Source organism: Streptomyces sp. NPDC008137, assembly GCF_042957035.1.
Classification (GTDB): Bacteria; Actinomycetota; Actinomycetes; order Streptomycetales; family Streptomycetaceae; genus Streptomyces.
The window spans coordinates 211,598-237,178 of the sequence record NZ_JBIBHN010000009.1 but is presented as its reverse complement, the minus strand read 5'-3'; the positions used below and the strand labels follow the sequence as shown (position 1 = coordinate 237,178).

Annotated in this window: 23 protein-coding genes and 1 riboswitch; of the genes, 10 read left to right on the top strand and 13 right to left on the bottom strand. The window is 70.2% G+C overall.

Annotation, left to right across the window (positions count from 1 at the left end):
* Positions 1-6 precede the first annotated feature (6 nt).
* The 5 genes from ACFZBT_RS17980 to ACFZBT_RS17960 all read right to left on the bottom strand — a co-directional run bounded on the left by ACFZBT_RS17980 (position 7) and on the right by ACFZBT_RS17960 (position 3,759).
* A complete protein-coding gene (locus ACFZBT_RS17980) occupies positions 7-489 on the bottom strand; it encodes an NUDIX domain-containing protein (protein ID WP_391104231.1) in 483 nt (160 codons plus the stop codon).
* Positions 490-577: 88 nt separating this feature from the next.
* Positions 578-1,483 carry a LysR substrate-binding domain-containing protein gene (locus ACFZBT_RS17975; protein ID WP_391104228.1) on the bottom strand — a complete coding sequence of 302 codons (906 nt, stop codon included), beginning with the start codon at positions 1,481-1,483 and terminating at the stop codon, positions 578-580.
* A 198-nt stretch (positions 1,484-1,681) separates the two neighbouring features.
* Positions 1,682-2,887, bottom strand: coding sequence for a cystathionine gamma-lyase (locus ACFZBT_RS17970; protein WP_391104225.1), 1,206 nt, complete (start codon positions 2,885-2,887; stop codon positions 1,682-1,684).
* The gene (locus ACFZBT_RS17965) at positions 2,884-3,375 is read right to left on the bottom strand and encodes a low molecular weight protein-tyrosine-phosphatase (RefSeq protein WP_391104222.1); all 492 of its coding nucleotides are present in this window, start codon (positions 3,373-3,375) and stop codon (positions 2,884-2,886) included. The genes ACFZBT_RS17970 and ACFZBT_RS17965 overlap by 4 nt, the downstream gene beginning before the upstream one ends.
* A gap of 6 nt (positions 3,376-3,381) precedes the next feature.
* Positions 3,382-3,759, bottom strand: a complete 378-nt coding sequence (locus ACFZBT_RS17960; protein ID WP_189727216.1) for a phage holin family protein — start codon at positions 3,757-3,759, stop codon at positions 3,382-3,384.
* 60 nt (positions 3,760-3,819) lie between these two features.
* On the opposite strand from ACFZBT_RS17960, the gene ACFZBT_RS17955 reads away from it, so the two are divergent.
* From ACFZBT_RS17955 to ACFZBT_RS17940, 4 genes are all read left to right on the top strand, one after another.
* Entirely contained in the window at positions 3,820-4,137 is a 318-nt protein-coding gene (locus ACFZBT_RS17955; RefSeq protein ID WP_184593813.1) for a cupin domain-containing protein, read from the top strand.
* A gap of 156 nt (positions 4,138-4,293) precedes the next feature.
* On the top strand, positions 4,294-4,506 hold the full coding sequence (locus ACFZBT_RS17950; protein WP_020271174.1) for a DUF5326 family protein: 213 nt from the start codon (positions 4,294-4,296) through the stop codon (positions 4,504-4,506).
* A gap of 294 nt (positions 4,507-4,800) precedes the next feature.
* Entirely contained in the window at positions 4,801-5,577 is a 777-nt protein-coding gene (locus ACFZBT_RS17945) for a helix-turn-helix domain-containing protein (RefSeq protein ID WP_391104217.1), read from the top strand.
* 98 nt (positions 5,578-5,675) lie between these two features.
* Positions 5,676-6,110, top strand: coding sequence for an SsgA family sporulation/cell division regulator (locus ACFZBT_RS17940; protein ID WP_184593809.1), 435 nt, complete (start codon positions 5,676-5,678; stop codon positions 6,108-6,110).
* Between the two features lie 102 nt (positions 6,111-6,212).
* Here the strand turns inward: ACFZBT_RS17940 and ACFZBT_RS17935 are convergent, their stop codons facing one another.
* Positions 6,213-7,898 carry a YibE/F family protein gene (locus ACFZBT_RS17935; protein ID WP_391104214.1) on the bottom strand — a complete coding sequence of 562 codons (1,686 nt, stop codon included), beginning with the start codon at positions 7,896-7,898 and terminating at the stop codon, positions 6,213-6,215.
* Between the two features lie 72 nt (positions 7,899-7,970).
* Positions 7,971-8,160, top strand: a riboswitch (TPP riboswitch).
* Here ACFZBT_RS17935 and thiC point away from each other — a divergent pair.
* Positions 8,153-9,937 carry a phosphomethylpyrimidine synthase ThiC gene (thiC, locus tag ACFZBT_RS17930; protein ID WP_376389268.1) on the top strand — a complete coding sequence of 595 codons (1,785 nt, stop codon included), beginning with the start codon at positions 8,153-8,155 and terminating at the stop codon, positions 9,935-9,937. Its footprint overlaps the riboswitch before it by 8 nt.
* Before the next feature lie 120 nt (positions 9,938-10,057).
* Here the strand turns inward: thiC and ACFZBT_RS17925 are convergent, their stop codons facing one another.
* The 3 genes from ACFZBT_RS17925 to ACFZBT_RS17915 all read right to left on the bottom strand — a co-directional run bounded on the left by ACFZBT_RS17925 (position 10,058) and on the right by ACFZBT_RS17915 (position 13,623).
* Positions 10,058-10,924 (bottom strand): hypothetical protein, encoded by an 867-nt coding sequence (locus ACFZBT_RS17925; RefSeq protein ID WP_391104210.1) that lies wholly within the window; start codon positions 10,922-10,924, stop codon positions 10,058-10,060.
* Between the two features lie 183 nt (positions 10,925-11,107).
* Positions 11,108-12,199 (bottom strand): metallophosphoesterase, encoded by a 1,092-nt coding sequence (locus ACFZBT_RS17920; protein ID WP_391104207.1) that lies wholly within the window; start codon positions 12,197-12,199, stop codon positions 11,108-11,110.
* A gap of 311 nt (positions 12,200-12,510) precedes the next feature.
* A complete protein-coding gene (locus tag ACFZBT_RS17915; protein WP_391104204.1) occupies positions 12,511-13,623 on the bottom strand; it encodes a substrate-binding domain-containing protein in 1,113 nt (370 codons plus the stop codon).
* A 431-nt stretch (positions 13,624-14,054) separates the two neighbouring features.
* Between ACFZBT_RS17915 and hisC the strand changes: the two genes are divergently transcribed.
* The gene (gene hisC, locus ACFZBT_RS17910) at positions 14,055-15,134 is read left to right on the top strand and encodes a histidinol-phosphate transaminase (protein WP_391104201.1); all 1,080 of its coding nucleotides are present in this window, start codon (positions 14,055-14,057) and stop codon (positions 15,132-15,134) included.
* Positions 15,135-15,157: 23 nt separating this feature from the next.
* On the opposite strand, the gene ACFZBT_RS17905 is transcribed toward hisC, so the two are convergent.
* On the bottom strand, positions 15,158-15,520 hold the full coding sequence (locus ACFZBT_RS17905; RefSeq protein ID WP_391104198.1) for a cyclophilin-like fold protein: 363 nt from the start codon (positions 15,518-15,520) through the stop codon (positions 15,158-15,160).
* 149 nt (positions 15,521-15,669) lie between these two features.
* Between ACFZBT_RS17905 and ACFZBT_RS17900 the strand changes: the two genes are divergently transcribed.
* From ACFZBT_RS17900 to ACFZBT_RS17885, 4 genes are all read left to right on the top strand, one after another.
* Entirely contained in the window at positions 15,670-17,178 is a 1,509-nt protein-coding gene (locus ACFZBT_RS17900) for a cytochrome ubiquinol oxidase subunit I (protein WP_391104195.1), read from the top strand.
* A gap of 20 nt (positions 17,179-17,198) precedes the next feature.
* Positions 17,199-18,203 carry a cytochrome d ubiquinol oxidase subunit II gene (cydB, locus tag ACFZBT_RS17895; protein WP_391104192.1) on the top strand — a complete coding sequence of 335 codons (1,005 nt, stop codon included), beginning with the start codon at positions 17,199-17,201 and terminating at the stop codon, positions 18,201-18,203.
* A 12-nt stretch (positions 18,204-18,215) separates the two neighbouring features.
* Entirely contained in the window at positions 18,216-21,704 is a 3,489-nt protein-coding gene (gene cydD / locus ACFZBT_RS17890) for a thiol reductant ABC exporter subunit CydD (RefSeq protein ID WP_391104189.1), read from the top strand.
* A 111-nt stretch (positions 21,705-21,815) separates the two neighbouring features.
* On the top strand, positions 21,816-22,868 hold the full coding sequence (locus ACFZBT_RS17885; protein WP_391104186.1) for a peptidoglycan DD-metalloendopeptidase family protein: 1,053 nt from the start codon (positions 21,816-21,818) through the stop codon (positions 22,866-22,868).
* A gap of 38 nt (positions 22,869-22,906) precedes the next feature.
* Here ACFZBT_RS17885 and ACFZBT_RS17880 read toward each other — a convergent pair whose 3' ends face one another.
* From ACFZBT_RS17880 to ACFZBT_RS17870, 3 genes are all read right to left on the bottom strand, one after another.
* Positions 22,907-23,776: a Cof-type HAD-IIB family hydrolase gene (locus ACFZBT_RS17880; RefSeq protein WP_391104183.1), complete on the bottom strand. Its 870-nt coding sequence runs from the start codon at positions 23,774-23,776 to the stop codon at positions 22,907-22,909.
* A gap of 107 nt (positions 23,777-23,883) precedes the next feature.
* Complete coding sequence (locus ACFZBT_RS17875) at positions 23,884-24,786, bottom strand: LLM class flavin-dependent oxidoreductase (RefSeq protein WP_391104180.1); 903 nt, start codon at positions 24,784-24,786, stop codon at positions 23,884-23,886.
* Between the two features lie 83 nt (positions 24,787-24,869).
* On the bottom strand, positions 24,870-25,418 hold the full coding sequence (locus ACFZBT_RS17870; protein ID WP_391104177.1) for an RNA 2'-phosphotransferase: 549 nt from the start codon (positions 25,416-25,418) through the stop codon (positions 24,870-24,872).
* Positions 25,419-25,581: the final 163 nt, after the last annotated feature.

The following is a 25,581-nucleotide window of genomic DNA, read 5'->3' as shown; positions in this document are numbered from 1 at the left end:
CCGGTGTCAGCCCAGGTCGGGGGCGTGCATCGCCCGTACGCCCTCGATGTTGCCGTCCAGATAGTGCCGCAGCGACAGCGGCACCAGGTGGACGGAGGCGATGCCGACGCGGGTGAAGGGCACGCGCACGATCTCGTACTCGCCGACGGGTTCGTCCACCTCGGGTCCGTGGCGGAGGGACGGGTCCATGGACTCCAGGTGGCAGACGAAGAAATGCTGCACCTTCACACCGGTCGCGCCGCCGTCCTCCCCGATGTGCTCCATGGTGTCCACGAAGCAGGGCACCACATCGGTGATCTTGGCGCCGAGCTCCTCGTACACCTCCCGGTGCAGGGCGTCGACGACGGTCGAGTCGCTGGGCTCGACCCCGCCGCCGGGAGTGAGCCAGTAGGGATCCACGCCCGGCTTGGTGCGCTTGATCAGGATCAGGTCGTCACCGTCCAGCAGAACGGCACGGGCGGTGCGCTTGACCACGGGTCGGACGGTCATGAGTGAAATGTGGCCCGGCTGGTTCCACGTGAAACATCGCGAATCGTCACCGGCCGAGCCCTCAGAGTGAGGCACGCTCCAGTGCACCTCAGCACCAGTCCGTCGAGGCACGCTGCAGCCACTCATGGGCACGCGCTATGTGGGGCATCGCGAGCGTCCCGGTGCGCACCACCAGGAAGTAGGTCCGCAGCGGCGGCACCGCCGGCTCGTGCAGGGCGACGATGTCACCCCGCTCCAGCGCGGTCGCGCACAGATAGCGCGGGAGCACCGCCAGGCCCGCCCCCGCGACCGCACACGCCAGGACCGCGCGCAGGTCGGGAACGATGACCGTGCCCGGGGCGGCGGGGCGCGAGTCGAAGACGGAGGCCCAGTAGCGGGAGACGAAGGGCAGGGACTCGTGAACCTCCACCACGGGCACCTGCTCCAGGGACGGTTCCGGCTTGCGGTCCGGCTGCTCGGCGCCGATCTGCTCGGCCCAGCGCGGGGTGGCGACCAGGACGTGCTCCTCGTCGCAGAGCGCGGTCGCCGTGAGCAGGGCGCCCCGTGGCTGGGCCGTGCTGATGGCCAGATCATGATGTCCGGCGGAGAGGCCTTCCAGCGTTTCCTCGGCGTTCCCGAAGGAAGCGCGCAGGGCGAAACCGGGGCCGTCCTCGCCGATCAGCTCAGTGAGCGCGGGCAGGGCTCGTTCGGCGGTGAACTCCGGAGGTCCGGCGAGGTGCAGCGTCCGTAAGGAGGAGTCGTCGTCGAGGCCGGTCTCCGTTATCTCCACCAGGGCGTCGAGATGCGGTGCGGCCTTGTGGGCGAGTTCGTCGCCGATGCTCGTCGGGGTCACGCCCCGGGCCTGCCGCAGGAAGAGGGGGCGGCCCAGTTGCCGCTCCAGCGTCCGTATCTGCGAGGTGACGGCGGGCTGGGAGAGGCCCAGCAGGGCGGCGGCGCGGGTGAAGGAGCCGGCCCGGTGCACGGTCACGAAGGTCCGCAGCAAGGCCAGATCCACCGCACGGTCTCCCCTCTTAGGCCCCGCTCCCGGCCCTCCGGCCACGCTCAACTATAAATAAGTCGATAGGTCTCTGTCGCTACTGTGATTGGACACTGACAGAGAGTCAACTAGCCTTGGTCGCGCGGTTCTTGCGCGCGGAACCGGAGGACGGTCCGAGCCACGAGGGGGGAGGCTCGGACCGTCCGTGGGGGATGCTCACTCCGCCGACATGTCCAGTGCCCGCAGTACGTCCGCCACCAGGTCCTCCGGGTCCTCGGCGCCGACCGACAGACGGATGAAGCCCTCCGGGACCGCGTCGCCGCCCCAGCGGCCGCGCCGTTCGGCTGTGGACCGCACTCCGCCGAAGCTCGTCGCGTCGTCCACGAGCCGCAGCGCGTCGAGGAAACGGTCGGCCCGCGCGCGCGTGGGCAGGGTGAAGGACACCACGCACCCGTAGCGCCGCATCTGCTGAGCCGCGATCTTGTGCGCGGGGTCGTCGGGGAGCCCGGGGTAGCGCAGTCCGGTCACCCCAGGACGCTCGCGCAGCGCTTCGGCGACCGCCAGGGCGGTCGTGCTCTGCCGGTCGACCCGCAGCTGCAGCGTCGCGATCGAACGGTGCGCGAGCCAGGCCTCCATGGGCCCGGGAATCGCTCCGGCGATCTTGCGCCAGCGGCGTACGGCGGCCATGGCCTCGGCGTCACGGCCGACGACGTAGCCCAGGAGGATGTCGCCGTGCCCCGTGAGCTGCTTGGTGCCGCTGGCCACCGCGAAGTCGGCGCCGAGTTCCAGCGGACGCTGGCCGAGCGGTGTCGCGAGGGTGTTGTCGACGGCCACCAGGGCACCACGCGCGTGCGCCGCGTCGGCGAGCCGCCTGATGTCGCAGACGTCGAGCCCGGGGTTGGACGGCGTCTCGATCCACAGCAGCTTCGCGCCGTCCAGGACGTCGAGCTGGGCGTCGCCGCGGGTCGGCGCGGTGCGCACCTCGATGCCGAATGCCTCCAGCTGGGCGCGAACCAGGGGCAGTGCCTGATAGCCGTCGTCGGGCAGGACGCACACATCGCCGGCGCGCAGCTGGGAGAAGAGCACCGCCGAGGTCGCGGCCATGCCCGACGCGAAGACGAGCGTCTCGGCATCGTCCCGGCCGGGCGCCTCCAGCTCGCCGACAGCGCGCTCAAGCAGCGTCCAGGTCGGGTTCTCGTCACGGCCGTAGGTGTACGGGCCGGTCGGGTCGCCCGGCAGATGGAAGTGGGCGGCGAACACCGGTCCGGGCAGCGTGGGCTCGTACTTGACCGGCTCGGGCAGCCCGGCCCGTACCGCCCGCGTACCGTCCCCGGCGTCGGCGGCTGCCAGGGCCGCGTCGCTCGACGCCCGGGCCGTCCCGCCCGCCGATCCGCCCTGGCCACCCGTCCCGGATTCACTCATGCCACTCGTCCCTCCACGTCCGCGCGCACTGCGGCAAGCAGACCGGTGCTCGCCGCCTCCACCATCTCAAGGCACTCCCCGAAACCGTCCGCGCCCCCGTAGTAGGGGTCAGGTACGTCGAGGTCGTCGCCGGCGGCGGGGTCGTACGAACGGAGCAACCGCACCTTCCGCGCGTCCTCCTCCGTGGGCGCGAGGCGGCGCAGGGCACCGAGGTGGCCGGAGTCGAGGGCGATGACCAGGTCCAGGCGAGAGAACCACGACGGCTGGAACTGCCGTGCCGTGTGCCCGGAGGCGTAGCCGTTCTCCTCCAGGACGGCGACCGTGCGCGGGTCGGCGCCGTCGCCCTCGTGCCAGCCGCCGGTGCCGGCGCTGTCGACCTCGACCAGGCCGTCGAGTCCGGCCTCCGCCACGCGGGACCGGAAGACGACCTCGGCCATCGGGGAACGGCAGATGTTGCCCGTGCAGACGAAGCAGACTCGATATGTCATACGCGCTCAGTCCCCGTCGGGCAGGACGACGTTCAGCGCCCAGGAGACGACAGAGATGATCAGACCGCCCAAAACGGCCGTCCAGAAGCCGTCCACCTGGAAACTCAGATCGAACTGGTCCGCCAGCCAGGAGGTGAGCAGCAGCATCAGCGCGTTGACGACCAGGGTGAACAGGCCGAGCGTCAGAATCAGCAGCGGGAGGCTGAGCAGCTTGACGAGCGGCTTGACCAGGAAGTTCACCAGGCCGAAGATCAGCGCGACGATTATCAGGGTGCCGATCTTCTTGCCCGTGCTGTCACCGGTCAGGGTGATCTTGTCGAGCAGCCAGACGGCGACCGCCAGGGCACCGGCGTTGGCGATCGTCTTGACTACGAAATTCTTCATGTGTCTGATCGTGGCAGACCTGATCGGGCACGGGCACAAGAGGCAGGGGCGGACTAGGCGATGAAGGCATTCCGGCTGGACGAACTGGAGGCGGAGCGCGCCGCCAACGAGGGCGCCTACCTGCAGTTTCTGCGGGCGCAGAACATGTCGGTCGGTCTGTACGCCCTCGACGCGGGCGAGCAGGATCCACAGAAGCCGCACAATCAGGACGAGGTCTACTTCGTTGTGAGCGGGCGAGCCGCGATCACCGTCGGCCTGGAGACGACCCAGGTGGCACGCGGCAGCGTGGTCTACGTGCCGGCGGGCGTCGCCCACAAGTTCCACCACATCACCGAGGACCTCAGGGTGCTGGTGGTGTTCTCTCCGCCCGAGAGCTGACGGACCGCCTCGGGGTTCCCTAGGGGTTCGGTCAGGGGAGGACAAGGGGTGCGATGCCCCCGCCCGGCCCCCTCCCGGACCTAGCATCGAGTGCAGAACATCAGGAGACCGACAGGACCCGGCACTCGAACGGGTGGAGAGACAAGGACGAGGGCGATGCGAGAGATCTTCACGGGACTGCCGTGGTGGGTGAAGTGGATCGCGGTGCCGGTCATCGCCCTGGTCGTGTTCGGCGGGCTGATCGCCAGTGTGGTCGGGTTCGTCATCGGACTGCTCTTCAAGGTGCTGGTCTTCGTGGCGCTGGTCGGCGGACTGATCTACGTCGTACGGAAGTTCACGTCGAGCTCCTCGTCGCGCAGCGACTGGTGAGACCGGTGGGAAACCGGTGGGGGTAGCGGGAAACGCTGGGAACCACCCGTTCCCTCGGGCGGGGGAAGTTTCCCGGCCGGGCCGTCTGCGTGCGGTGGCAGGCGAATAGAGTCCGGCTCGACGCGGGGACATCCCCGCGAGCGGCATACACCCCCACCCGTGTTCCTCCGCACGGGTCGGCCCCTCGCGCTTCGGGAGTGACCCTTGACCCCGGCTGACACCGCACCGGCCCACCTGCGCGGCGTTCCCGCGCAACCGCGCTCGGCGGCACCCTCCGCATCACCGCCTCCCCCCATGCCACCGCCTCCCGCCGTACCCCCGCCTCCGCCGACCCTCATCGGATCCGTACAGCGCGCCATGCGCCTGCTGGAAACCGTCGCCGGACACGTCTACGGCGCCCCCGCCAAGCAACTGGCCCGCGAGACCGGGCTGGCGCTGCCCACCACGTACCACCTGCTGCGCACCCTCGTGCACGAGGGCTATCTGCGCCGGGACAAGGGCCTGTTCTTCCTCGGTGAGGCCGCCGAGCGGCTGAGCAGCAGCGGGGCGCGGCAGAAACGTCGCAGCACGGTGGTCGACACGCTCGCGCAGTGGCGAGACCTGCTCGGCGTCCCCGTCTACTACGCGGCGTACCGCGAGGGCGAGATCGAGGTCATGTGCGTCTCCGAGAGCCCGGGCGCCCCGGCGGTCGAGGAGTGGGCCGACTTCCGAGAGACCGGGCACGCGCACGCCATCGGGCAGTGCCTGCTGTCCCAGCTGGACGGGGACGCCCGCCGCGACCACCTCGACCGCTACCCGGTGCAGCCCCTCACGCCGTACACGGTGCGGGACGACCACAGCCTGCTCCGGCGCCTTGAGCGGATGCGGCGAATGGAACCCGTGACCGAGCGTCAGGAGTACGCCCTGGGCGCGGTCTGCGCGGCGATCCCGCTCACTCTGGGCACAACGGCCGCGACGATGGCCATCTCCCTGCCCGCCCACCAGGAGGACCGGCTGCTGCCCGCGGCCCGGCAGTTGCAGAGCGAGATCGGGCGGCGACTCGGGTCGCTGGCGCTCTCTATCAGTATGTGAAAACTCACTCCTTGTGATCTGCTGTGTACGTTCAGCAAGATTCCACCAAGTGTCAGAGGTTCGTTCCCGGCCAGTCACGGCGAATGACGGGGTTAGCGATGCGCGAGTCCGTACAAGCAGAGGTCATGATGAGCTTCCTCGTGTCCGAGGAGCTCTCCTTCCGCATTCCGGTGGAGCTGCGCTATGAGACCAGTGATCCCTATGCCGTCCGGCTGACGTTCCACCTGCCCGGTGACGCACCGGTGACATGGGCTTTCGGCCGGGAGCTGCTGATCGACGGCGTCGGCCGGCCATGCGGCGAGGGCGATGTGCGGGTCACTCCGGTCGAACCGGACACGCTGGGCGAGGTGCTGATCCGACTTCAGGTGGGCAGCGACCAGGCGTTGTTCCGGTCCTCCACGGCACCGCTCGTCGCCTTCCTCGACCGCACCGACAAGCTGGTGCCGCTGGGCCAGGAAGGCTCACTCGCCGACTTCGACGCCCACCTCGACGAGGCACTGGACCGCATCCTGGCGGAACAGGGCGCTGGGTGAGACAGCCGTCGCGCGGCATCGTGGAGTAACGCTTCACCGGACGCCGCCGACCCTGCGGGAACGCTTCGGCGTTGTGGCGCAGGGACGTCTGGCTCAGAGACGTCAGCGCTTACGGCGCCGGCCCCGCCCCCCGCGTACCGGGACGGCCGAGGCTTCTACGGCGCGCTCCTCCCCGGGGCGGTCGGCCGAGACCATGAGTGCGGCCAGAGCAGTGGTGACCGGCACCGAGGCGACCAGGCCGATCGAACCGACCAGCGTGCGCACGATCTCCTCCGCGACCAGCTCGCTGTTGGCGACCGTCCCGACACCGCTCTGGGCGATGGAGAACAGCAACAGCAGCGGCAGGGCGGCACCCGCGTAGGCGAGGACGAGCGTGTTGACGACCGAGGCGATGTGATCACGGCCGATCCGGATGCCCGCGCGGTAGAGCCCGCGCCAGCCCATCGACGGATTGGCCTCGTGCAGCTCCCAGACCGCCGAGGTCTGTGTGACCGTCACGTCGTCGAGCACACCGAGGGAACCGATGATGATGCCGGCGAGCAGCAGACCGCTCATGTCGATCGTCGGATAGAGGCCGTGGATCAGGCCCGTGTTGTCGTCTGTGTTGCCGGTGAGCGCCGCCCAGTCGATGAACACCGAGCCGAGGACGCCGATCAGCAGCAGGGAGATGAGGGTGCCGAGCACCGCCACGGAGGTCCGTGCGGACAGGCCGTGACACATGTACAGGGCGATGAGCATGATGGCGCTCGCGCCCACCACCGCCACGACCAGCGGGTTCGATCCCTGCAGGATCGCGGGCAGGATGAAGAAGTTCAGTACCAGGAAGCTCATGGCCAGTGCGATGAGGGCCATGACCCCCCGCAGCCGCCCGACGACCACGACGGCGACCGCGAAGATGCCGGCCAGCACGGCCAGGGGCAGACGGCGATTGACGTCGGTGACCGAGTACTGCAGGTCCTTCGGTGCGGAGGGCTCGTAGGCGACCACGACCTTCTGGCCCTCATGCAACTGGCGGGACTGGTCCGGCTGGATGATCTCGGTGAAGGTGCGGCCCTTGTCCTTGCCGCTGTCGACCCGGATCGTCGCCCGCTTGCAGGTGCCCTTCTCCTGCTGCACCGCGGAGGAGCCCTCGGCGGTGGAGGTGTCGCCGGTCGGCGGGACTCCGGAAGCGCCGGCCTCCTTGCAGCTGATCTCCACGACCTTGGTGACGGAGGCCTGCTCGGTCTGCCGGTCGAAGCCGACGCCGGTGCGCTCGTGCGACGGGGCGCCGCCCGGCCACAGCACAACGAGACCGACCAGCACGGCCGCGCCGAACGGGATCAGGATCGCCGCGATGATCTTGCGCAGATGCATGGAGACGGGCGCTGCCGGACCGTGGCTGTGCGAGTGCCCGTGTCCGCCACCTGGCGCGGAACCGGGGCCGTGTCCGTGGCCGTCGCCCCCGCCGGTCCCGGATCCGTGCCCGTGCCCGTGGCCGTCGCCCCCGCCGGTCCCGGAACCGTGCCCGTGCCCGCCTCCGGAACCCGGGCCGTGACCGTCGCCGGGAGGGAATCCATGCCCACCGGCTGAACCGCCACCCTGGCCGTTGCCCGGCCCGAACCCCCCGGCCGAGCCGGAAACACGCTCACCACCGTCCCCGGGCCCGGCCCCGGACCCGAAACCCGCCCCAGGCCCATACCCGGCCCCGGGGACGAAGTCGTGGCCGTCTCCCCGGCCGTTGCCGCTTCCGGCACCGGATCCGCGGGGCGGCTCGGGCGGTGGGTAAGGGGGACGCTGCGTCGTGGTCACCGACCGATCATCGCAAGAACAAGGGGGGCCCTCTGTTCACCGCGCCAGAATTGCCGCTAGCGTGGAGCCACCTTTTGTACACGCGGGAGCTCGGAGCACCGGGCTGAGAGGGCGCTGACCTCCGTCCCAGCGATGTTTCACATGAAACATCACCGAAGTCGAGTGATGTTTCACACGGAACGTCGGCAGACGGAAGCCGCTGCGTCGACCGCCGAACCTGTTACCGGGTAATGCCGGCGTAGGGAGTAGGTCTCATGACCGACAAGGACGCACGCACGCCTGCCTCCGTTCAGGACGCACAGTCCGAGGAGGCCGGGAAGTCCATCGGCTGGCACAAGGCGTACGTCGAGGGCACTCGCCCCGACCTGCGCGTGCCGGTTCGTCAGGTGCATCTCACCAACGGCCAGGCCGTCACGCTGTACGACACGTCGGGCCCCTACACCGATCCACTCGTCGACACCGACGTCCGCAGGGGCCTGCCGCCGCTGCGGGAGAACTGGATCATCTCCCGCGGTGACACCGAGGAGTACGCGGGCCGCCCCGTCCGCCCCGAGGACGACGGCATCAAGCACACCTCGCCCCGCGGCGGCCTCCGCAACCTCGACGCCGTCTTCCCCGGCCGCCCGCGCCAGCCGCGTCGCAGCCGGGACGGCCAGGCGGTCACGCAGCTCGCGTACGCCCGCCGCGGCGAGATCACACCCGAGATGGAGTACGTGGCCATCCGGGAGAACGTCTCGCCCGAGGTGGTCCGCGACGAGATCGCCGCGGGCCGGGCCGTGCTGCCGGCCAACGTCAACCACCCGGAGATCGAGCCGATGATCATCGGCAAGAGGTTCCTGGTGAAGGTCAACGCCAACATCGGCAACTCCGCGGTGACGTCCTCCATCGAGGAGGAGGTCGAGAAGATGACCTGGGCGACCCGCTGGGGCGCCGACACGGTCATGGACCTCTCCACCGGCCGCAACATCCACACCACGCGTGAGTGGGTGCTGCGCAACTCCCCCGTCCCCATCGGCACCGTGCCGCTCTACCAGGCCCTGGAGAAGGTCGACGGCCGGGCTGAGGACCTGACCTGGGAGGTCTACAAGGACACGGTCATCGAACAGGCCGAGCAGGGCGTGGACTACATGACGGTCCACGCGGGCGTGCGCCTGGCCTATGTGCCGCTGACGGCCAACCGCAAGACGGGCATCGTCTCCCGCGGCGGCTCGATCATGGCCGCCTGGTGCCTCGCGCACCACCGGGAGTCGTTCCTGTACGAGCACTTCGAGGAACTCTGCGAGATCCTCGCCGCGTACGACGTCACCTACTCGCTCGGCGACGGCCTGCGCCCCGGCTCGATCGCGGACGCCAACGACGAGGCCCAGTTCGCGGAACTGCGAACTCTCGGGGAACTCAACCGGATCGCCAAGCGTTTCAACGTACAGACCATGATCGAAGGCCCGGGCCATGTCCCGATGCACAAGATCAAGGAGAACATCGACCTTCAGCAGGAGATCTGCGATGAAGCTCCGTTCTATACGCTCGGCCCGCTGACCACGGACGTCGCCCCGGCGTACGACCACATCACCTCCGGCATCGGTGCCGCGATGATCGCCTGGTGGGGCACGGCGATGCTGTGTTACGTCACACCCAAGGAGCACTTGGGCCTGCCGAACCGTGACGACGTCAAGACCGGCGTCATCACCTACAAGATCGCCGCGCACGCGGCCGACGTAGCCAAGGGACACCCCGGTGCCCAGGAGTGGGACGACGCGCTGTCCGACGCCCGCTTCGAGTTCCGGTGGGAGGACCAGTTCAACCTGGCCCTCGACCCGGACACGGCACGGGAGTTCCACGACGAGACCCTGCCGGCTGAGCCCGCCAAGACGGCTCACTTCTGCTCGATGTGCGGCCCCAAGTTCTGCAGCATGAAAATCTCGCAGGACATCCGCCGTGAACACGGCGGCACCCGGACCGAGATCGAGGAGGGCATGGCCCAGAAGTCGAAGGAGTTCGCGGCTAGCGGGAACCGGGTGTACCTGCCGATCGCGGACTGATCCGGCCGTGCGCAGGCCGCGAGGCCGACCGCACACAGGCCACTGGGGCCGAGGGCTGGGGACATCTGGTCCCTGGCTCTGGCCCCTTGGCCTGCGGATCGGAACGGAACGGAACCAGCGCTACTCCGGCTGGTGCTCCGGTCCTCCATAGTCGGGGCTGGTGTAGTCCGGGCTGCTGTAGCTCGGCCGCGAGCCGCGGTGGCCTTCGTCCGGGCTGGTGAAACCCGGGCGGTCGTAGCCGAGGTGCGGGATGCGGCTGATCGGCGCGGACGAGGAGGTGTGGTGCAGCGCGGCCGCCGCGTCCGGGCTGACGAGTGCCTCTCGCAGGAAGGGCAGGATGCCGCGCTCCAGCAGGGCCTCGTGCCAGGCCTCCCTGGCCAGGGCCACCTCCTTGTGCAGTTCGTCGTACGGACCGCCTTCGGCCGTCGGCTTGTTGCGCAGGGCGGTGAGCAGCAGTCCCACCGCGGCGACGAGGATCGCGACCGCGGTCACGGCGCCGAACACCCAGCCCGTGGTGAGCATGGTCCGGGCGAACGCCTGCTCGGGATCGAGCATCTGCAGGATGTAGCCGACGAGCAGGAAGATCGCGGCGGCGGTCCCGGCCAGGACGGGTGCGAGGACGGCGACGATGGCCACGGCGCCCGCGCCGGCGGTCTCGGCGACCTCGCCCATGGCGGCGGCCAGCCCCGCCGGGCCCGTGCCCGGTTCGGAGGAGCCGGTCTCGCGCGCGGCCGGTGTGCCGGACGACGCCGGCTGGCGCAGTTCCTCACGGACCTTGACGTAGTGCTGGTATTCGGTCGACGCGGCTGCCGTGATGAGCGCGGTGGCGTTCAGCGCCATGGTGCGCAGTTGTTCCGAGTTCAGCCGCTGTCCGACGGCGCTCAGTTCCGGACGGTGTGGGGCGGAGCGCAGCACCTCATCGAGGATCCGCTCGTATTCCTGGCGGTCCTCGCTCAGCAGGTGCTGCGGAACGCTGTTCATGTGCATCCCCCGATGCTCCGTAGGGCTTGGGGCTCGGCATGCTGACGAGCCGTCGGGCAGAAACGGAGGGGAGCCTGCTACGGATAAGCCGATGGTAGAGCCGTGGAGGTGGGCGGTGACAGGGGGTTTACCGAAATTGGCCCTTCAGCCGTCCGGTCCTGTGACGGGAAACGCCTGCCCGGTGAACGTTCACGTAGCCAGGGGCAGTTGCTGGACCAGCAGTTTTCCGGCCATGGTCACGCCGCCGTCCATCGCGATGGCGAGTCCGTCGGCGTAGACGTGCGGTCCCTCGATCACCGGGTCGCCGCTGTCCTCGTCCTCTTCGGAGCCGACCTCGCCCAGCAGATACGGAATCGGGCTGTGCCCGTGAACGATGCGGGTGCCCCCGTACGTATCGAGCAGGGAGCGCACGGCGTCCGCGCCGCCCTCGTCGCGGAAGGAGAACCGCTTGGTGAACTTGCGGAACAGGTCCCAGACCTCGTCCGCGTCGTTGCGCGTGATCGTCTCGCGGACGGTGTCGTTGACCTCTTCGATGGAGCGGCCGTAGTCGAGGTAGGCGGTGGTGTCGGAGTGGACGAGCAGATGGCCGTCGACCTCCTCCACGGCGTCGAGACGGGACATCCACTGCAGGTGGTGGTCCTGGAGGCGGTCCATGTCGGTCTTCTGGCCGCCGTTGAGCAGCCAGGCCGCCTGGAAGGTGGCGGTGCCCGCGCCGGAGTTGACGGGGGTGTCGCCGAACCGCTTGGCGCCGAGCAGCAGCAGCTCGTGGTTGCCCATGAGCGCCTTGCAGTAGCCGCCGGCCGCGGCCGCCTCGGCGGACAGCCGCATCACCAGGTCGATGACGCCGATGCCGTCCGGGCCGCGGTCGGTGAAGTCGCCGAGGAACCACAGCCGGGCGGTGCCCGCGCACCAGTTGCCTTCGGCGTCGAGGAGGCCTTTCTCCTGCAGAGCGGCCACCAGCTGGTCGAGATAGCCGTGGACGTCGCCCACGACGTACAGCGGGCCCTGTCCGGTGTTCGGGGGCGGGGCCGCGGCGGTTTCGGGGTCGACGGTCACCTGGACAGTGTCACCCCGGTTGACCACGGGAAGGTCGCGCTGGGTCGGCGTGTATCCCTCGGGATAGGTCTCCTCGGGCGGCGGAGCGACCTCGCCGGGGCTCGTGCTCTGGACGTACGGACCGGCCTCGTGGACGTACGCGGGCACCCGGAAGTCGCGCAACGTCGCCGTGCGCTCCACCTCGGGTCCCTGACCGGCCCCCTGAGTCATCGACCCCTCCACCATCCAGCCGCATCTGCACCGCATCGGACTGCCTGGTCGTAGCGGCCCGCCGGTGTCGTGGGCCCATCATAGGAATGCGGATCGCGCCATGTGATGACCCAGGGGTGGTGAATCAGAGCAAGAGTCCAGTTCACCGCGGCTTTCGCCCCGATTGGGCCGGGCTTTGACCACCGTGTGACCGTCCTCGCTTTCCTTCTCTTCGCGAGAACGATCCCTTCTCTCCGGGGGACCGGCCCTGTTTCTCCCCAGGCACGGGACTGTCCCCTCGACCGGGTCCGAGGTACCGGACCCGGGGGTTCCCCGGTACCGGGGAACTACGCCCCCTCGGGGGACCGCGGCGGGCTGACCGTCGTGCGCGGCGGGCGTCGCTGGGACGACGTGCGCACGATCAGCTCCGTCGGTATCACCTGTTCCACCGGACGGTCGGACTCCACGCCCTCGATGGCGTCGATGAGGAGTTGTACCACTGCCGTGCCGATGCGGCGCGGCTTCAGGGAGAGGGTGGTGATGGGGGGCTCGGTGTTGGCGTACACGGTGGACTCGCTGCAGCAGACCAGCAGCAGGTCGTCCGGTACGCGCAGGCCGTAGCGGCGCGCGGCGGCGAGCAGGTCGGTGCCGTTCGGGTCGAACAGCCCGTAGACCGCGTCGGGCCGGTCGGGGCGGGCGAGGAGCCGGTCGGCGGCGACGGCGCCCGCGCACGGATCGTGCGCCGGATAGGCCTCGTACACCGGATCCTGGCCGACGCGCTCGCACCAGCGCAGGTACGCGGTGGTCGACAGATGGGTGTACGTGTCCGTCGTCGTGCCGGTCAGCAGGCCGATGCGGCGGGCGCCGGCGTCGGCCAGGTGGTCGAGGATGCCGAGGACGGCGGCCTCGTGGTCGTTGTCGACCCAGGCCGTGACCGGCAGGGAGCCGGCCGGGCGGCCGTCGGAGACGACCGGCAGGCCCTGTCGGGCGAGTTCGCTGACGACCGGGTCCTGGTCGGAGGGGTCGATGACGACCGTGCCGTCCAGGGCGACGTTCGACCACACGTCGTGGCGGGAGGTCGCGGGCAGGATGACGAGGGCGTAGCCGCGGGCGAGCGCGGCGGAGGTGGCGGCTCGCGCCATCTCGGCGAAGTACGCGAACTCGGTGAAGGTGAAAGGTTCATCCCCGTACGTCGTCACGGTCAGGCCGATGAGTCCCGACTTGCCGGTACGGAGTGTCCGGGCGGCGGCCGAGGGCCGGTAGCCGAGCCGGTCGGCCACCTCGCGGACATGGCGCCGGGTGGCGTCCGGGAGCCGGCCCTTGCCGTTGAGGGCGTCGGAGACGGTCGTGATGGAGACTCCGGCGGCGGCGGCCACGTCTCTGATACCCGCCCGGCCCGGCCGACTGCCTCGACGTGAGGTTTCCGCGCGGCTCACCTGGTGCTTCCCTGCTGCTGTCATGGCGAGCCGATAGTAGGGCTCATGCGGTGGGGTAGTGCGGACGCATATGCAGACGTTGACAGGCACGTTTCTGCATGATCATTTAACCCCAATTGCTTGGGAAACCAAGGGAGTTAAGCGCTCTCATGTCAGTACGTGACTTGTCGGCCCGCACGAGCCTGCCAAGGGGGTGAGGTTGCGAAGAGGTCTCAACTCACCTGCACGGGGGATGCGCGCCACGGCGTACACCACCGGCGCGTAGATATATGTGCGGCGCGCCCCCGGATTCGTACGCCTTCGTGCGGCGTTGCCCCTGATGCCGGTGGGACATGGGAGGCCGGGCTTCGCTGCTCCGTCGTGGGTGTACGCAGCGGCGCCGAATCCTCATAAGGTGAGGAGTATTGGATGTCGGCGGCGGTCATGGGCCGCCGGTCTTCGCGAGGAGGACTGCGGTGAGCGAGACGAGCCCCAAGCTGCGCGGCGAGCTGGAGGGAATCCCCACCTACAAGCCGGGCAAGCCCGCCGCGGCAGGCGGGCCGGTGGCCTACAAGCTGTCCTCCAACGAGAACCCGTACCCGCCGTTGCCGGGCGTGATGGAGACCGTGACGGCGGCGGCCGGCAACTTCAACCGCTACCCGGACATGGCCTGTACGGCGCTGATGAACGAGCTGTCCGAGCGCTTCGGCGTGCCTCTCTCCCACCTGGCCACCGGCACCGGGTCGGTCGGTGTCGCCCAGCAGCTGATCCAGGCCACCTCCGGCCCCGGCGACGAGGTGATCTACGCCTGGCGGTCCTTCGAGGCGTACCCGATCATCACGCAGATCAGCGGCGCTCGGTCGGTCCAGGTGCCGCTGACCTCCGGTGACGTGCACGATCTTGACGCGATGGCCGACGCGATCACCGACCGGACCCGGCTGATCTTCGTCTGCAACCCCAACAACCCGACCGGCACGGTCGTGCGGCGGGCGGAGCTGGAACGCTTCCTCGACCGGGTGCCTGGTGACGTGCTGGTGGTGCTCGACGAGGCCTACCGGGAGTTCATCCGCGACCCCGAGGTGCCGGACGGTGTCGAGCTCTACCGCGACCGGCCCAACGTCTGCGTCCTGCGGACCTTCTCCAAGGCGTACGGCCTGGCCGGACTGCGCGTCGGGTTCGCCATCGCCCACGAGCCGGTGGCGGCTGCGTTGCGCAAGACTGCGGTGCCGTTCGGGGTGAGCCAGCTCGCGCAGGAGGCGGCGATCGCCTCGATGCGTGCCGAGGACGAACTGTTCGGCCGGGTCGGCTCGCTGGTGTGTGAGCGCACGCGCGTGGTCGACGGGCTGCGCGCCCAGGGCTGGACGGTGCCCGAGACACAGGCCAACTTCGTGTGGCTGAGGCTGGGGGAGCGCACGGTCGCGTTCGCGCAGGCGTGTGAGCAGGCGGGCGTGGTGATCCGGCCGTTCCCCGGTGAGGGTGTACGGGTCACGGTCGGGGAGACCGAGGCGAACGACATCTTCCTGAAGGTGGCGGAAGGGTTTCGCAAGGAGCTGTAGCGCTCCGTGAGTCAGGCTCTGGGTCAGGCGTCCACGAGTTCCACGCGCACGGGGTCGCCGCCCCGCACAGTCGAGAGCAGGCCGGGGTCGCCGTCGATGCGGCCCAGGACGTTGCACGGGCTGGCGAGGCGGCACTCCGCGCCCTGTGAGATCGGCGTGGGCCCGTCGGTCCAGAAGGCGACCGTGCCCGGCTCTACGACCTGTCGAGCGCCTGTTTCACGTGAAACAGACACTCCGATGTCGAAGTACACCTCCTCGCCCCAGGTGCGGGCGGTGGAGACGAGGGGCAGTGCCTGTGTGAGGGACTGGGCGGTCGGGGTGTCGTCGAGGGTCGCGGTGAGGTGCCCCGCGGGCCAGGAGATCCGTATCCGTAGCGGTGTCTGCATGCCGCCGATTCAACAATATGTTGAAGTTCACGCCAAGGGGCGACCCGGGGTCGGCCGTGACAGGGCCCCCCTTTGGGGCTCGAAAGTCCGTGCTGCATAATGGCTTGTGAATGTGAACGCTTTCACAAGCGTAGGTAAGGAGCGGCGACGTGGACCTGGCTTTGGCGCCGGAGACCCTGGCGCGATGGCAGTTCGGCATCACCACCGTCTACCATTTTCTGTTCGTCCCCCTGACGATCTCGCTGGCCGCGCTCACGGCCGGACTGCAGACCGCCTGGGTGCGGACGGAGAAGGAGAAGTACCTCCGGGCGACGAAGTTCTGGGGCAAGCTCTTCCTGATCAACATCGCGATGGGCGTGGTCACCGGCATCGTGCAGGAGTTCCAGTTCGGCATGAACTGGTCCGACTACTCGCGCTTCGTCGGTGACGTCTTCGGTGCGCCACTCGCCTTCGAGGCGCTGATCGCCTTCTTCTTCGAGTCCACCTTCATCGGCCTGTGGATCTTCGGCTGGGACAAGCTGCCCAAGAAGATCCACCTGGCCTGCATATGGATGGTCTCCATCGGCACGATCCTGTCGGCGTACTTCATCCTCGCGGCCAACTCCTGGATGCAGCACCCGGTCGGCTACCGGATCAACGAGGCGAAGGGGCGCGCCGAGCTCACCGACTTCTGGCTGGTGCTGACGCAGAACACCGCCCTCGCCCAGGTCTTCCACACGCTCACCGCGGCCTTCCTGACCGGCGGTGCCTTCATGGTCGGCATCGCCGCCTTCCACCTGGTCCGCAAGAAGCACGTGCCCGTGATGAAGACCTCGCTGCGGCTGGGCCTGGTCACCGTCGTCATCGGCGGCATGCTCACCGCGGTCAGCGGCGATGTCCTCGGCAAGATCATGTACGAGCAGCAGCCGATGAAGATGGCCGCGGCCGAGGCACTCTGGGACGGCGAGAAGCCCGCGCCCTTCTCGATCTTCGCCGTCGGTGACGTCGACAAGGGCCACAACAAGGTCGCCATCGAGATCCCCGGCCTGCTGTCCTTCCTCGCCAAGGACGACTTCACCTCGTACGTCCCCGGCATCAACGACGTCAACAAGGCCGAGCAGGAGAAGTACGGCCCCGGTGACTACCGGCCCAACATCCCCGTCGCCTACTGGGGCTTCCGGTGGATGATCGGCTTCGGTATGACGTCGTTCGCCATCGGCCTGGCCGGACTGTGGCTGACCCGGAAGAAGTTCCTGCTGCCACAGCATCTGCGGGTGGGCGAGGACGAGGTGCCGCACCTCGTGCTCCTGCCGAAGAAGGCGCTCGGCCCGACCCTCACCAAGTGGTACTGGCGCATGGCGATCCTCACCCTGGGCTTCCCGTTGATCGCCAGCTCCTGGGGCTGGATCTTCACCGAGATGGGCCGCCAGCCGTGGGTCGTCTACGGCCTGTTCCAGACGCGTGACGCGGTCTCCCCCGGGGTCTCCCAGGCCGAGGTCATCACCTCGATGGTCGTCTTCACCACGCTGTACGCGATCCTCGCCGTCATCGAGGTCAAGCTGCTGGTCAAGTACGTCAAGGCGGGCCCGCCCGAGCTCACCGAGGCCGACCTCAACCCGCCCACGAAGATCGGCGGCGACTCCCGTGACGCCGACAAGCCGATGGCCTTCTCGTACTAGGCCGAGGGAGCTGCACAGTCATGGAACTGCACGACGTCTGGTTCGTCCTGATCGCCGTCCTGTGGACCGGCTACTTCTTCCTGGAGGGCTTCGACTTCGGGGTCGGCGTGCTCACGAAGCTGCTCGCCCGGGGCCGGCCCGAGAAGCGGGTGCTGATCAACACCATCGGTCCCGTCTGGGACGGCAACGAGGTCTGGCTGCTCTCGGCGGGCGGTGCCACCTTCGCCGCCTTCCCCGAGTGGTACGCGACGCTCTTCTCCGGCTTCTACCTGCCCCTGCTGCTCATCCTGGTCTGCCTGATCGTCCGGGGCGTGGCCTTCGAGTACCGCGTCAAGCGGCCCGAGGAGAACTGGCAGCGCAACTGGGAGACGGCGATCTTCTGGACCTCGCTGCTCCCCGCGTTCCTGTGGGGTGTGGCCTTCGGCAACATCGTGCGGGGCGTGAAGATCGACCAGGACTTCAATTACGCCGGCGGTGTCCTGGACCTGCTCAACCCATACGCGCTGCTGGGCGGTCTGGTCACGCTGGCGCTGTTCACCTTCCACGGGACGGTGTTCGTCGGGCTCAAGACTGTCGGGGAGATCCGGGAGCGGGCACGGAAGCTGGCGCTGCGCGTCGGGCTGCTGACCGCCCTGCTGGCCCTCGCCTTCCTGCTGTGGACGCAGGCCGACCGGGGCGACGGCGCCTCGCTCGTCGCGGTGGTCGTGGCCGTCGCGTCCCTTCTCGTGGCGCTGGTCGCGGCACGGGCCGGGCGTGAGGGCTGGGCCTTCGCCCTGTCAGGGCTCACCATCGTGGCCACGGTGACGATGCTCTTCCTGACGCTGTTCCCGAACGTCATGCCCTCGACGCTGAACCCGGACTGGAGCCTGACGGTCACCAACGCCTCGTCCAGCCCGTACACGCTGAAGATCATGACCTGGTGTGCCGGGATCGCCACCCCGATCGTCCTGCTCTACCAGGGCTGGACGTACTGGGTGTTCCGCAAGCGGATCGGTACGCAGCACATCGCCGAGACCGCGCACTGAGGTGTGTTTCACGTGAAACCAATCGATCCGCGTCTGCTGAGGTACGCCCGTGCCACCCGGGTCTTCCTGGGGGCGGTCGTCGCCCTGGGTGCCGTCGGGGCGGGGTTGGTCATCGCGCAGGCGATGCTCATCGCCGAGGTGGTGGTCGGCGCCTTCCAGCACCAGATGCAGGTGACGGAACTCGCCACTCCCCTGCTGCTGTTGGCCGCCGTCGCGGTCGGCCGGGCGCTGGTCGGCTGGCTCACCGAGCTCGCCGCGCACCGGGCGAGCGCGGCGGTGAAGTCCGAGCTGCGGGGGCGGCTGCTGGAGCGTTCCGTGCGGCTCGGGCCCGGGTGGCTGAGCGGGCAGCGGACCGGTTCGCTGGTCGCCCTGGCCACCCGGGGCGTCGACGCCCTCGACGACTACTTCTCGCGGTATCTGCCGCAGTTGGGTCTCGCGGTGGTCGTGCCGGTGGCGGTGCTGGCGCGGATCGTCACCGAGGACTGGGTCTCCGCGGCCATCATCGTGGGCACCCTGCCGCTCATCCCGGTCTTCATGGTCCTGATCGGCTGGGCCACCCAGTCCCGGATGGACCGTCAGTGGCGGCTGCTGTCCCGGCTGTCCGGGCACTTCCTGGACGTCGTCGCCGGGCTGCCGACGCTGAAGGTCTTCGGCCGTGCCAAGGCGCAGGCCGAGTCGATTTGCCGGATCACCGGCGAATACCGGCGGGCCACCATGCGGACGTTGCGGATCGCCTTCATCTCCTCCTTCGCCCTGGAGCTGCTCGCCACGATCTCGGTGGCGCTGGTCGCCGTGACGATCGGCATGCGGCTCGTGCACGGCGAGATGGACCTGTACATCGGTCTGGTCATCCTGATCCTGGCGCCGGAGGCCTATCTGCCGTTGCGGCAGGTCGGGGCGCAGTACCACGCGGCGGCGGAGGGCCTCGCCGCCGCCGAGGAGATCTTCGAGGTCCTGGAGACGCCCGTGCCGGCGTCCGGGGCCAAGGACGTCCCCGCGGGGGCGCTTGCTTTCGAGGGCGTGACGGTCCGGTACCCGGGGCGCTCGGCGGACGCCGTGGCGGACGTGTCCTTCACCGTCGAGCCCGGGGAGACGGTCGCCCTCGTCGGGCCGAGCGGGGCCGGAAAGTCGACGCTGCTCAGTGTGCTGCTGGGCTTCGTGCGGCCGGCCGAGGGGCGGGTGCGGGCCGGGGGAGTCGACCTGGCCGATGCCGACCTGGAGCAGTGGCGCTCCCGGATCGCGTGGGTGCCGCAGCGGCCGCATCTGTACGCCGGGACGATCGCCGAGAACGTACGGCTGGCGCGGCCCGGCGCTGATGACGACGCCGTACGGCGGGCGCTGCGGGACGCCGGGGCACTGGAGTTCGTGGACGCGCTGCCCGCGGGCGTGGAGACCGTGCTCGGCGAGGACGGGGCCGGGCTGTCGGCGGGGCAGCGGCAGCGGCTCGCGCTGGCCCGGGCGTTCCTCGCGGACCGGCCCGTGCTGCTGCTCGACGAGCCGACGGCCGCGCTGGACGGGGCCACCGAGGCCGAGGTCGTGGCCGCGGTACGGCGGCTGGCGGCCGGGCGGACGGTGCTGCTGGTGGTGCACCGTCCGGCGTTGCTGGGGGTCGCGGACCGGGTGGTGCGTCTGGCCGAGCCCGAGACGACCGCTGCGCCCGTCGCGCCTGCCTCGGTCCGCAAGCCGGGTTCCGTCGAGGGGGAGCTGCCCGACCCGGTCGACCTGACCGAGCCCCACGGGGAATCCGCTTCGGGCCCTGTCCTCACACGCGTTCGCGCCATGTCCGGTGCCCTGCGCGGGCGGCTGGGACTCGCGCTGCTACTCGGCAGTCTCGCGCTCGGGAGCGCCGTGGGGCTGATGGCCACCTCCGGGTGGCTGATCTCGCGGGCCTCGCAGCAGCCCCCCGTGCTCTATCTGATGATGGCCGTGACGGCGACGCGGGCCTTCGGGATCGGGCGGGCCGTGTTCCGGTACGCCGAGCGGCTGGTCTCGCACGACGCCGTGCTGCGGATGCTGGCGGACACCAGGGTCGCGGTGTTCCGCCGGCTCGAGCGGCTGGCGCCCGCCGGCCTGCGCCGGACCCGCCGGGGCGATCTGCTCTCCCGGCTCGTCGCGGACGTGGACGCGCTGCAGGACTACTGGCTGCGGTGGCTGCTGCCGGCCGGGGCGGCCGTCGTCGTGTCGGCCGCGTCCGTGGGCTTCACGGCGTGGCTGCTGCCGGAGGCGGGGGCCGTGCTCGCGGCCGGGCTGCTGGCGGCGGGCGTGGGAGTGCCGCTGATCACCGGTGCCGTGGCGCGACGGGCCGAGCACCGGCTGGCCCCCGCCCGCGGCGTACTGGCGACCCGGGTGGCCGATCTGCTCACCGGAACCGCGGAGCTGACCGTCGCCGGTGCCCTGCCCACGCGGACCGCCCGGGCACGCGAGGCCGACGGGGCGCTCACCCGGATCGCCTCGCGCGCCGCCACCGCCACCGCCCTCGGCGACGGGCTCACCGCGCTGATCTCCGGCCTGACCGTCACGGCCGCCGCCCTGGCCGGCGCTCAGGCGGTCGCGGCCGGGCGGCTGGACGGCGTGACCATGGCCGTCGTCGTCCTCACCCCGCTCGCCGCCTTCGAGGCCGTGCTCGGGCTGCCGCTCGCCGTGCAGTACCGGCAGCGAGTGCGCCGGAGCGCCGAGCGGGTGTACGAGGTGCTGGACGCCCCGGAGCCCGTGGGGGAGCCGGAGCGGCCCCGGCAGGCGCCCGTCTCGCCGTTCCCGGTCGCCGTCAAGGGGCTGACCGCACGGTACGAGGGGCAGGACCGGGACGCGCTGGCCGGGCTCGACCTGACCCTTGAGGAGGGCCGCAGGGTCGCCGTGGTCGGGCCGTCCGGCTCCGGCAAGACGACGCTGGCGCAGCTGCTGCTGCGGTTCCTGGACGCGCGGGCGGGCGCGTACACGCTGGCGGGCGTGGACGCGTACGCGCTGCACAGTGACGACGTACGGAGGCTCGTCGGGCTGTGCGCGCAGGACGCGCACCTTTTCGACAGCTCACTGCGCGAGAACCTGCTGCTCGCCAAGAAGGACGCCACCGAGGACGAGCTGCGTGCCGCGCTCGGCCGGGCCAGGCTGCTGGACTGGGCCGAGGGTCTGCCCGACGGGCTCGACACACTCGTGGGCGAGCACGGGGCATGGCTGTCCGGAGGGCAGCGGCAGCGGCTGGCACTGGCCCGCGCGCTGCTCGCTGACTTCCCCGTTCTGGTGCTCGACGAGCCCGCCGAGCACCTCGACCTGCCGACGGCGGACGCGCTCACCGCCGATCTGCTGGCCGCCACAGAAGGCCGTACGACCCTGCTCATCACGCACCGGCTGGCGGGCCTGGAGGCCGTCGACGAGGTGCTCGTGCTGGACCAGGGACGGGTGGTGCAGCGCGGGTCGTACCCGGAGCTGGTGGCGGTGGACGGGCCGCTGCGGGAGTTGGCGGAGCGGGAGGCGGCGGCGGAGGAACTGGCGGGAGCGCGGTAGCGGCGTGAACCCTGACGGGTCCGCGCGCTCTGATCCATTCGGAGCAGCCGGTCCCCCAGCCGTACGACGTGAACAGGACCGGGCCCGCAGGGCTGGGCGAGGATCGCTGACATGCGCTCATATCGCCGCTACCGCCTGCTCGTTCCGGCCCTGCTGTGCGCGCTGGCGGCCCTCGCGGCCCGGCCGACGGGGGCGGAGAAGGAGCCCGGGAGCGGTGGTGACACGGGCATCAGTGCCGAGGTGGCGCGGCTGTACGAGGACGCGGCGGCGGCGACGCAGCTGTACGAGACCGGCCGCAAGGAGGCCGACGAGCAACGGGCCAAGGCGCAGCGGGCGGAGGCGCTCCTGGACACTCAGCGGCGGCACATCGCGGGCTTGAACGAGGACCTGGGCCGGATCGCCCGCGCCCAGTACCGGGGCAGTGGTGGGCTGCCGGTGGCCGCGCAGATGATCCTCGCCGACAGCCCCGACGACCTGATGCGAGGTCAGCACGCCTTCTCGCAGACGAATCTCGCCGTGAACAACGCGATCTCCAAGAGCCGCCGGGCCGAGGCGCGGCTCACCGCGGACGAGGCCAAGGCCGCCGCTGAGTGGGAGGCGCTGGAGAAGCGGAACGTCCAGCTGGCCGACCTGAAGGCGGGCATCGAGCAGAAGCTAGAGGAGGCCCGCTCGCGGCTCCAGGGGCAGGCGGACGCCTCGGTCGCCGCCGGGGCGTGCCGTGGGGCCGTCCGGCTCGACCAGCCCGAGACGGGGTTCACGAGTGCGTGGGTCGCGCCCGTGGAGACGTACGAGCTGTCCGCGTCCTACGGCAGCGGCGGGGCGCGGTGGTCGAGCCGGCACACCGGGCAGGACTTCGCGGTGCCGATCGGTACGCCGGTGCGGTCCGTGGGGACGGGCCGAGTGGTGAGGGTGGCCTGCGGTGGCCCCTTCGGCATCGAGATCGTGCTGAAGCACGCGGGCGGCTACTTCACGCAGTACGCCCATCTCGCGTCCGTCGCGGTCGACCAGGGGGAGCACGTCAGCCCCGGCCAGTGGATCGGCCAGTCGGGCACGACGGGCAACTCCACCGGCCCCCACCTGCACTTCGAGACCCGGGTCACACCGGAGACGGGCTCGGCGGTGAACCCGGTGTCGTGGCTGGAGGCGCGTGGGGTGTCGCTCTGACGGGGCGGCTCGACCGCTTCTCGGCGAGCGGGTGACGCCTACACCCGCTCGGCCACCAGCTGCTCGATCACGACCGCGACACCGTCTTCGTTGTTCGCGACCGTCCGTCCCGAGGCCGCGGCGATCACGTCCGGGTGGGCGTTGCCCATCGCGTACGACCGGCCGGCCCAGGTCAGCATCTCGACGTCGTTCGGCATGTCGCCGAAGGCCACGACCTCCTCGTGCGAGATGCCGCGCTCGGCGCAGCACAGGGCGAGCGTGCTGGCCTTGGACACCCCGGGGCCGCTGATCTCCAGCAGGGCGCTGGGGCTGGAGCGGGTCACACTGGCGCGGTCGCCGATGGCGAGTCGGGCCAGGGTCAGGAAGGCGTCGGGGTCGATCTCAGGGTGGTAGGCCAGGATCTTCAGCACCGGCTCCCCGGCCGCCCGGTGGTCCGGGCCCAGCAGTTCCTCCGCCGGGGCGAGGCTGTCGGGGATCTCCATGTGCAGCTTCGGGTACGCCGGCTCCTGGTAGAAGCCGTAGGTCTGCTCCACCGCGTACACCGTGCCCGGCGCCGCGTCGCGCAGCAGCCGTACGGCGTCCAGGGCGTTCTCCCGCTCCAGCTCCCGGACCTTCACGAACTTGTGGGCGCCGGGGCCTCCGTGCAGGTCGACCACGGCGGCGCCGTTGCCGCAGATCGCCAGTCCGTGGCCGTGCACGTGGTCGCTGACGACGTCCATCCAGCGGGCCGGGCGGCCGGTGACGAAGAAGACCTCGATGCCCGCCTCCTCGGCGGCGGCCAGCGCGGCCACCGTGCGGGGGGACACCGACTTGTCGTCGCGCAGCAGGGTTCCGTCGAGGTCGGTGGCGATCAGCCGCGGCGGGAGGGCCTCGGCCGCGGTATCGGGCTGTCGGGTCGCTGAGGTCACCGGGTCATTGTCCCGCAGATGCCCGCACGGGCGTGCGGGGCTCCGCACAGGTGAGTGGATGCCCTTCTCACCAGGGCTTTCCCGGCGAAGGAGTACCTCTCAAGGGCTCAGCGCAGCTGCGCCGGCGCCTCCATGGCGATCTGCTCGAAGACCTTCTCGTCCGCCGCGAAGGGCGAGTCCGGGATGGGCCAGTGGATCACGAGCTCCGTGAAGCCCAGCTCCGCGTGCCGGCCGGCGAAGTCGACGAACGCGTCGAGCGACTGGAGCGGGCCGGTGCGGTCCGGTGTGAAGCCGGTGAGCAGGACCCGGTCGAGGCCGGTCATGTCCCGGCCGACCTCGGCGCAGGTGTCGGCCAGCTTCTCGGCCTGCCCGCGCAGGGCCTGGACCGACTGTTCAGGGGTGCCGTTCTCGTACAGCTTGGGGTCGCCGGTGGTCACCCAGGCCTGGCCGTACCGGGCGGCGAGCCGCATCCCGCGCGGGCCGGTCGCGGCGACCGCGAACGGCAGCCTGGGGCGCTGCACACAGCCGGGGATGTTCCGCGCCTCGTGAGCCGAGTAGAAGTCGCCCTCGTACGACACCGTGTCCTCGCTGAGGAGCCGGTCGAGCAGCGGGACGAACTCGGCGAACCGGTCGGCGCGCTCGCGCGGGGTCCACGGGTCCTGGCCGAGCGCGGTGGCGTCGAAACCGGAGCCGCCCGCGCCGATGCCCAGCGTGACCCGCCCGCCGGAGATGTCGTCGAGGGAGATCAGCTCCTTGGCGAGGGTCACCGGGTGCCGGAAGTTCGGGGAGGTCACCAGCGTGCCGAGTCGAAGCCGCTCGGTGACGGCCGCGGCGGCGGTGAGAGTCGGCACGGCACCGAACCACGGGCCGTCCCGGAAGCTGCGCCAGGACAGATGGTCGTAGGTGTACGCGGTGTGGAAGCCGAGCTGCTCGGCGCGCGTCCAGGTCGTACGGCCGCCTTCGTTCCAGCGGCGGTACGGGAGGATCACGGTGCTCAGGTGCAGGCTCATGGCATCGAGACTAAAGGAGCCCTGCGGGGCGCCCGTGTTTCACGTGAAACAGTCACCATTGGTGTCCGGGCCCGCACAGCAGGTCAGTGGGGTGCGGGGAAGCGGAGATAGCGCGGTGGTACGGCCTCGGTCAGCCACACGCCGTTCGCGCTCACGCGGAAGACATGGCCGTCGCGGTGCATGGCGGCCGTGTCCACCGTCAGTACGACCGGCCGGCCCCGGCGGGCACCGACGCGGGTCGCCGTCTCGCGGTCGGGCGAGAGATGTACGTCGTGCCGGTTCATCGGCCTGAGCCCCTCGACCCGGATCGCGTCCAGGTGGCGGGCGACGGTGCCGTGGTAGAGGTGCGCGGGCGGGGTCGCCGACGGCAGCCCGAGGTCGACCTCGACACTGTGGCCCTGGCTGGCGCGGATCCGGGTGCCCTCGACGGCGAAACGGCGTTTGTCGTTGGTGGTGACGACATGGTCCAGTTCATCGCGGGTGAACCGGAAACCGTGCGCGGCGGCCGCGGCGATCAGCGTGTCGATCTCCACCCAGCCGCCCTCATCGAGATCCAGCCCGATCCGATCGGGCTGGTGGCGCAGGTGCTTCGAGAGATACTTCGACACCTTGACGGTGCGTCTTTCGTCCATGCCACCAGAGTGCGGGAGAGACGGGAATCACGCGATCGAGTATTGCTTCCGAGGTTTGATCCACAGCCAAGTATGGTTATCCACAGCGGAATTGGCGGTTCTGTGGACAACTGGCCCTCAAAACCGGGTCCTTGGGCCCGCCTTGCCGTACGCACGCGCCGCC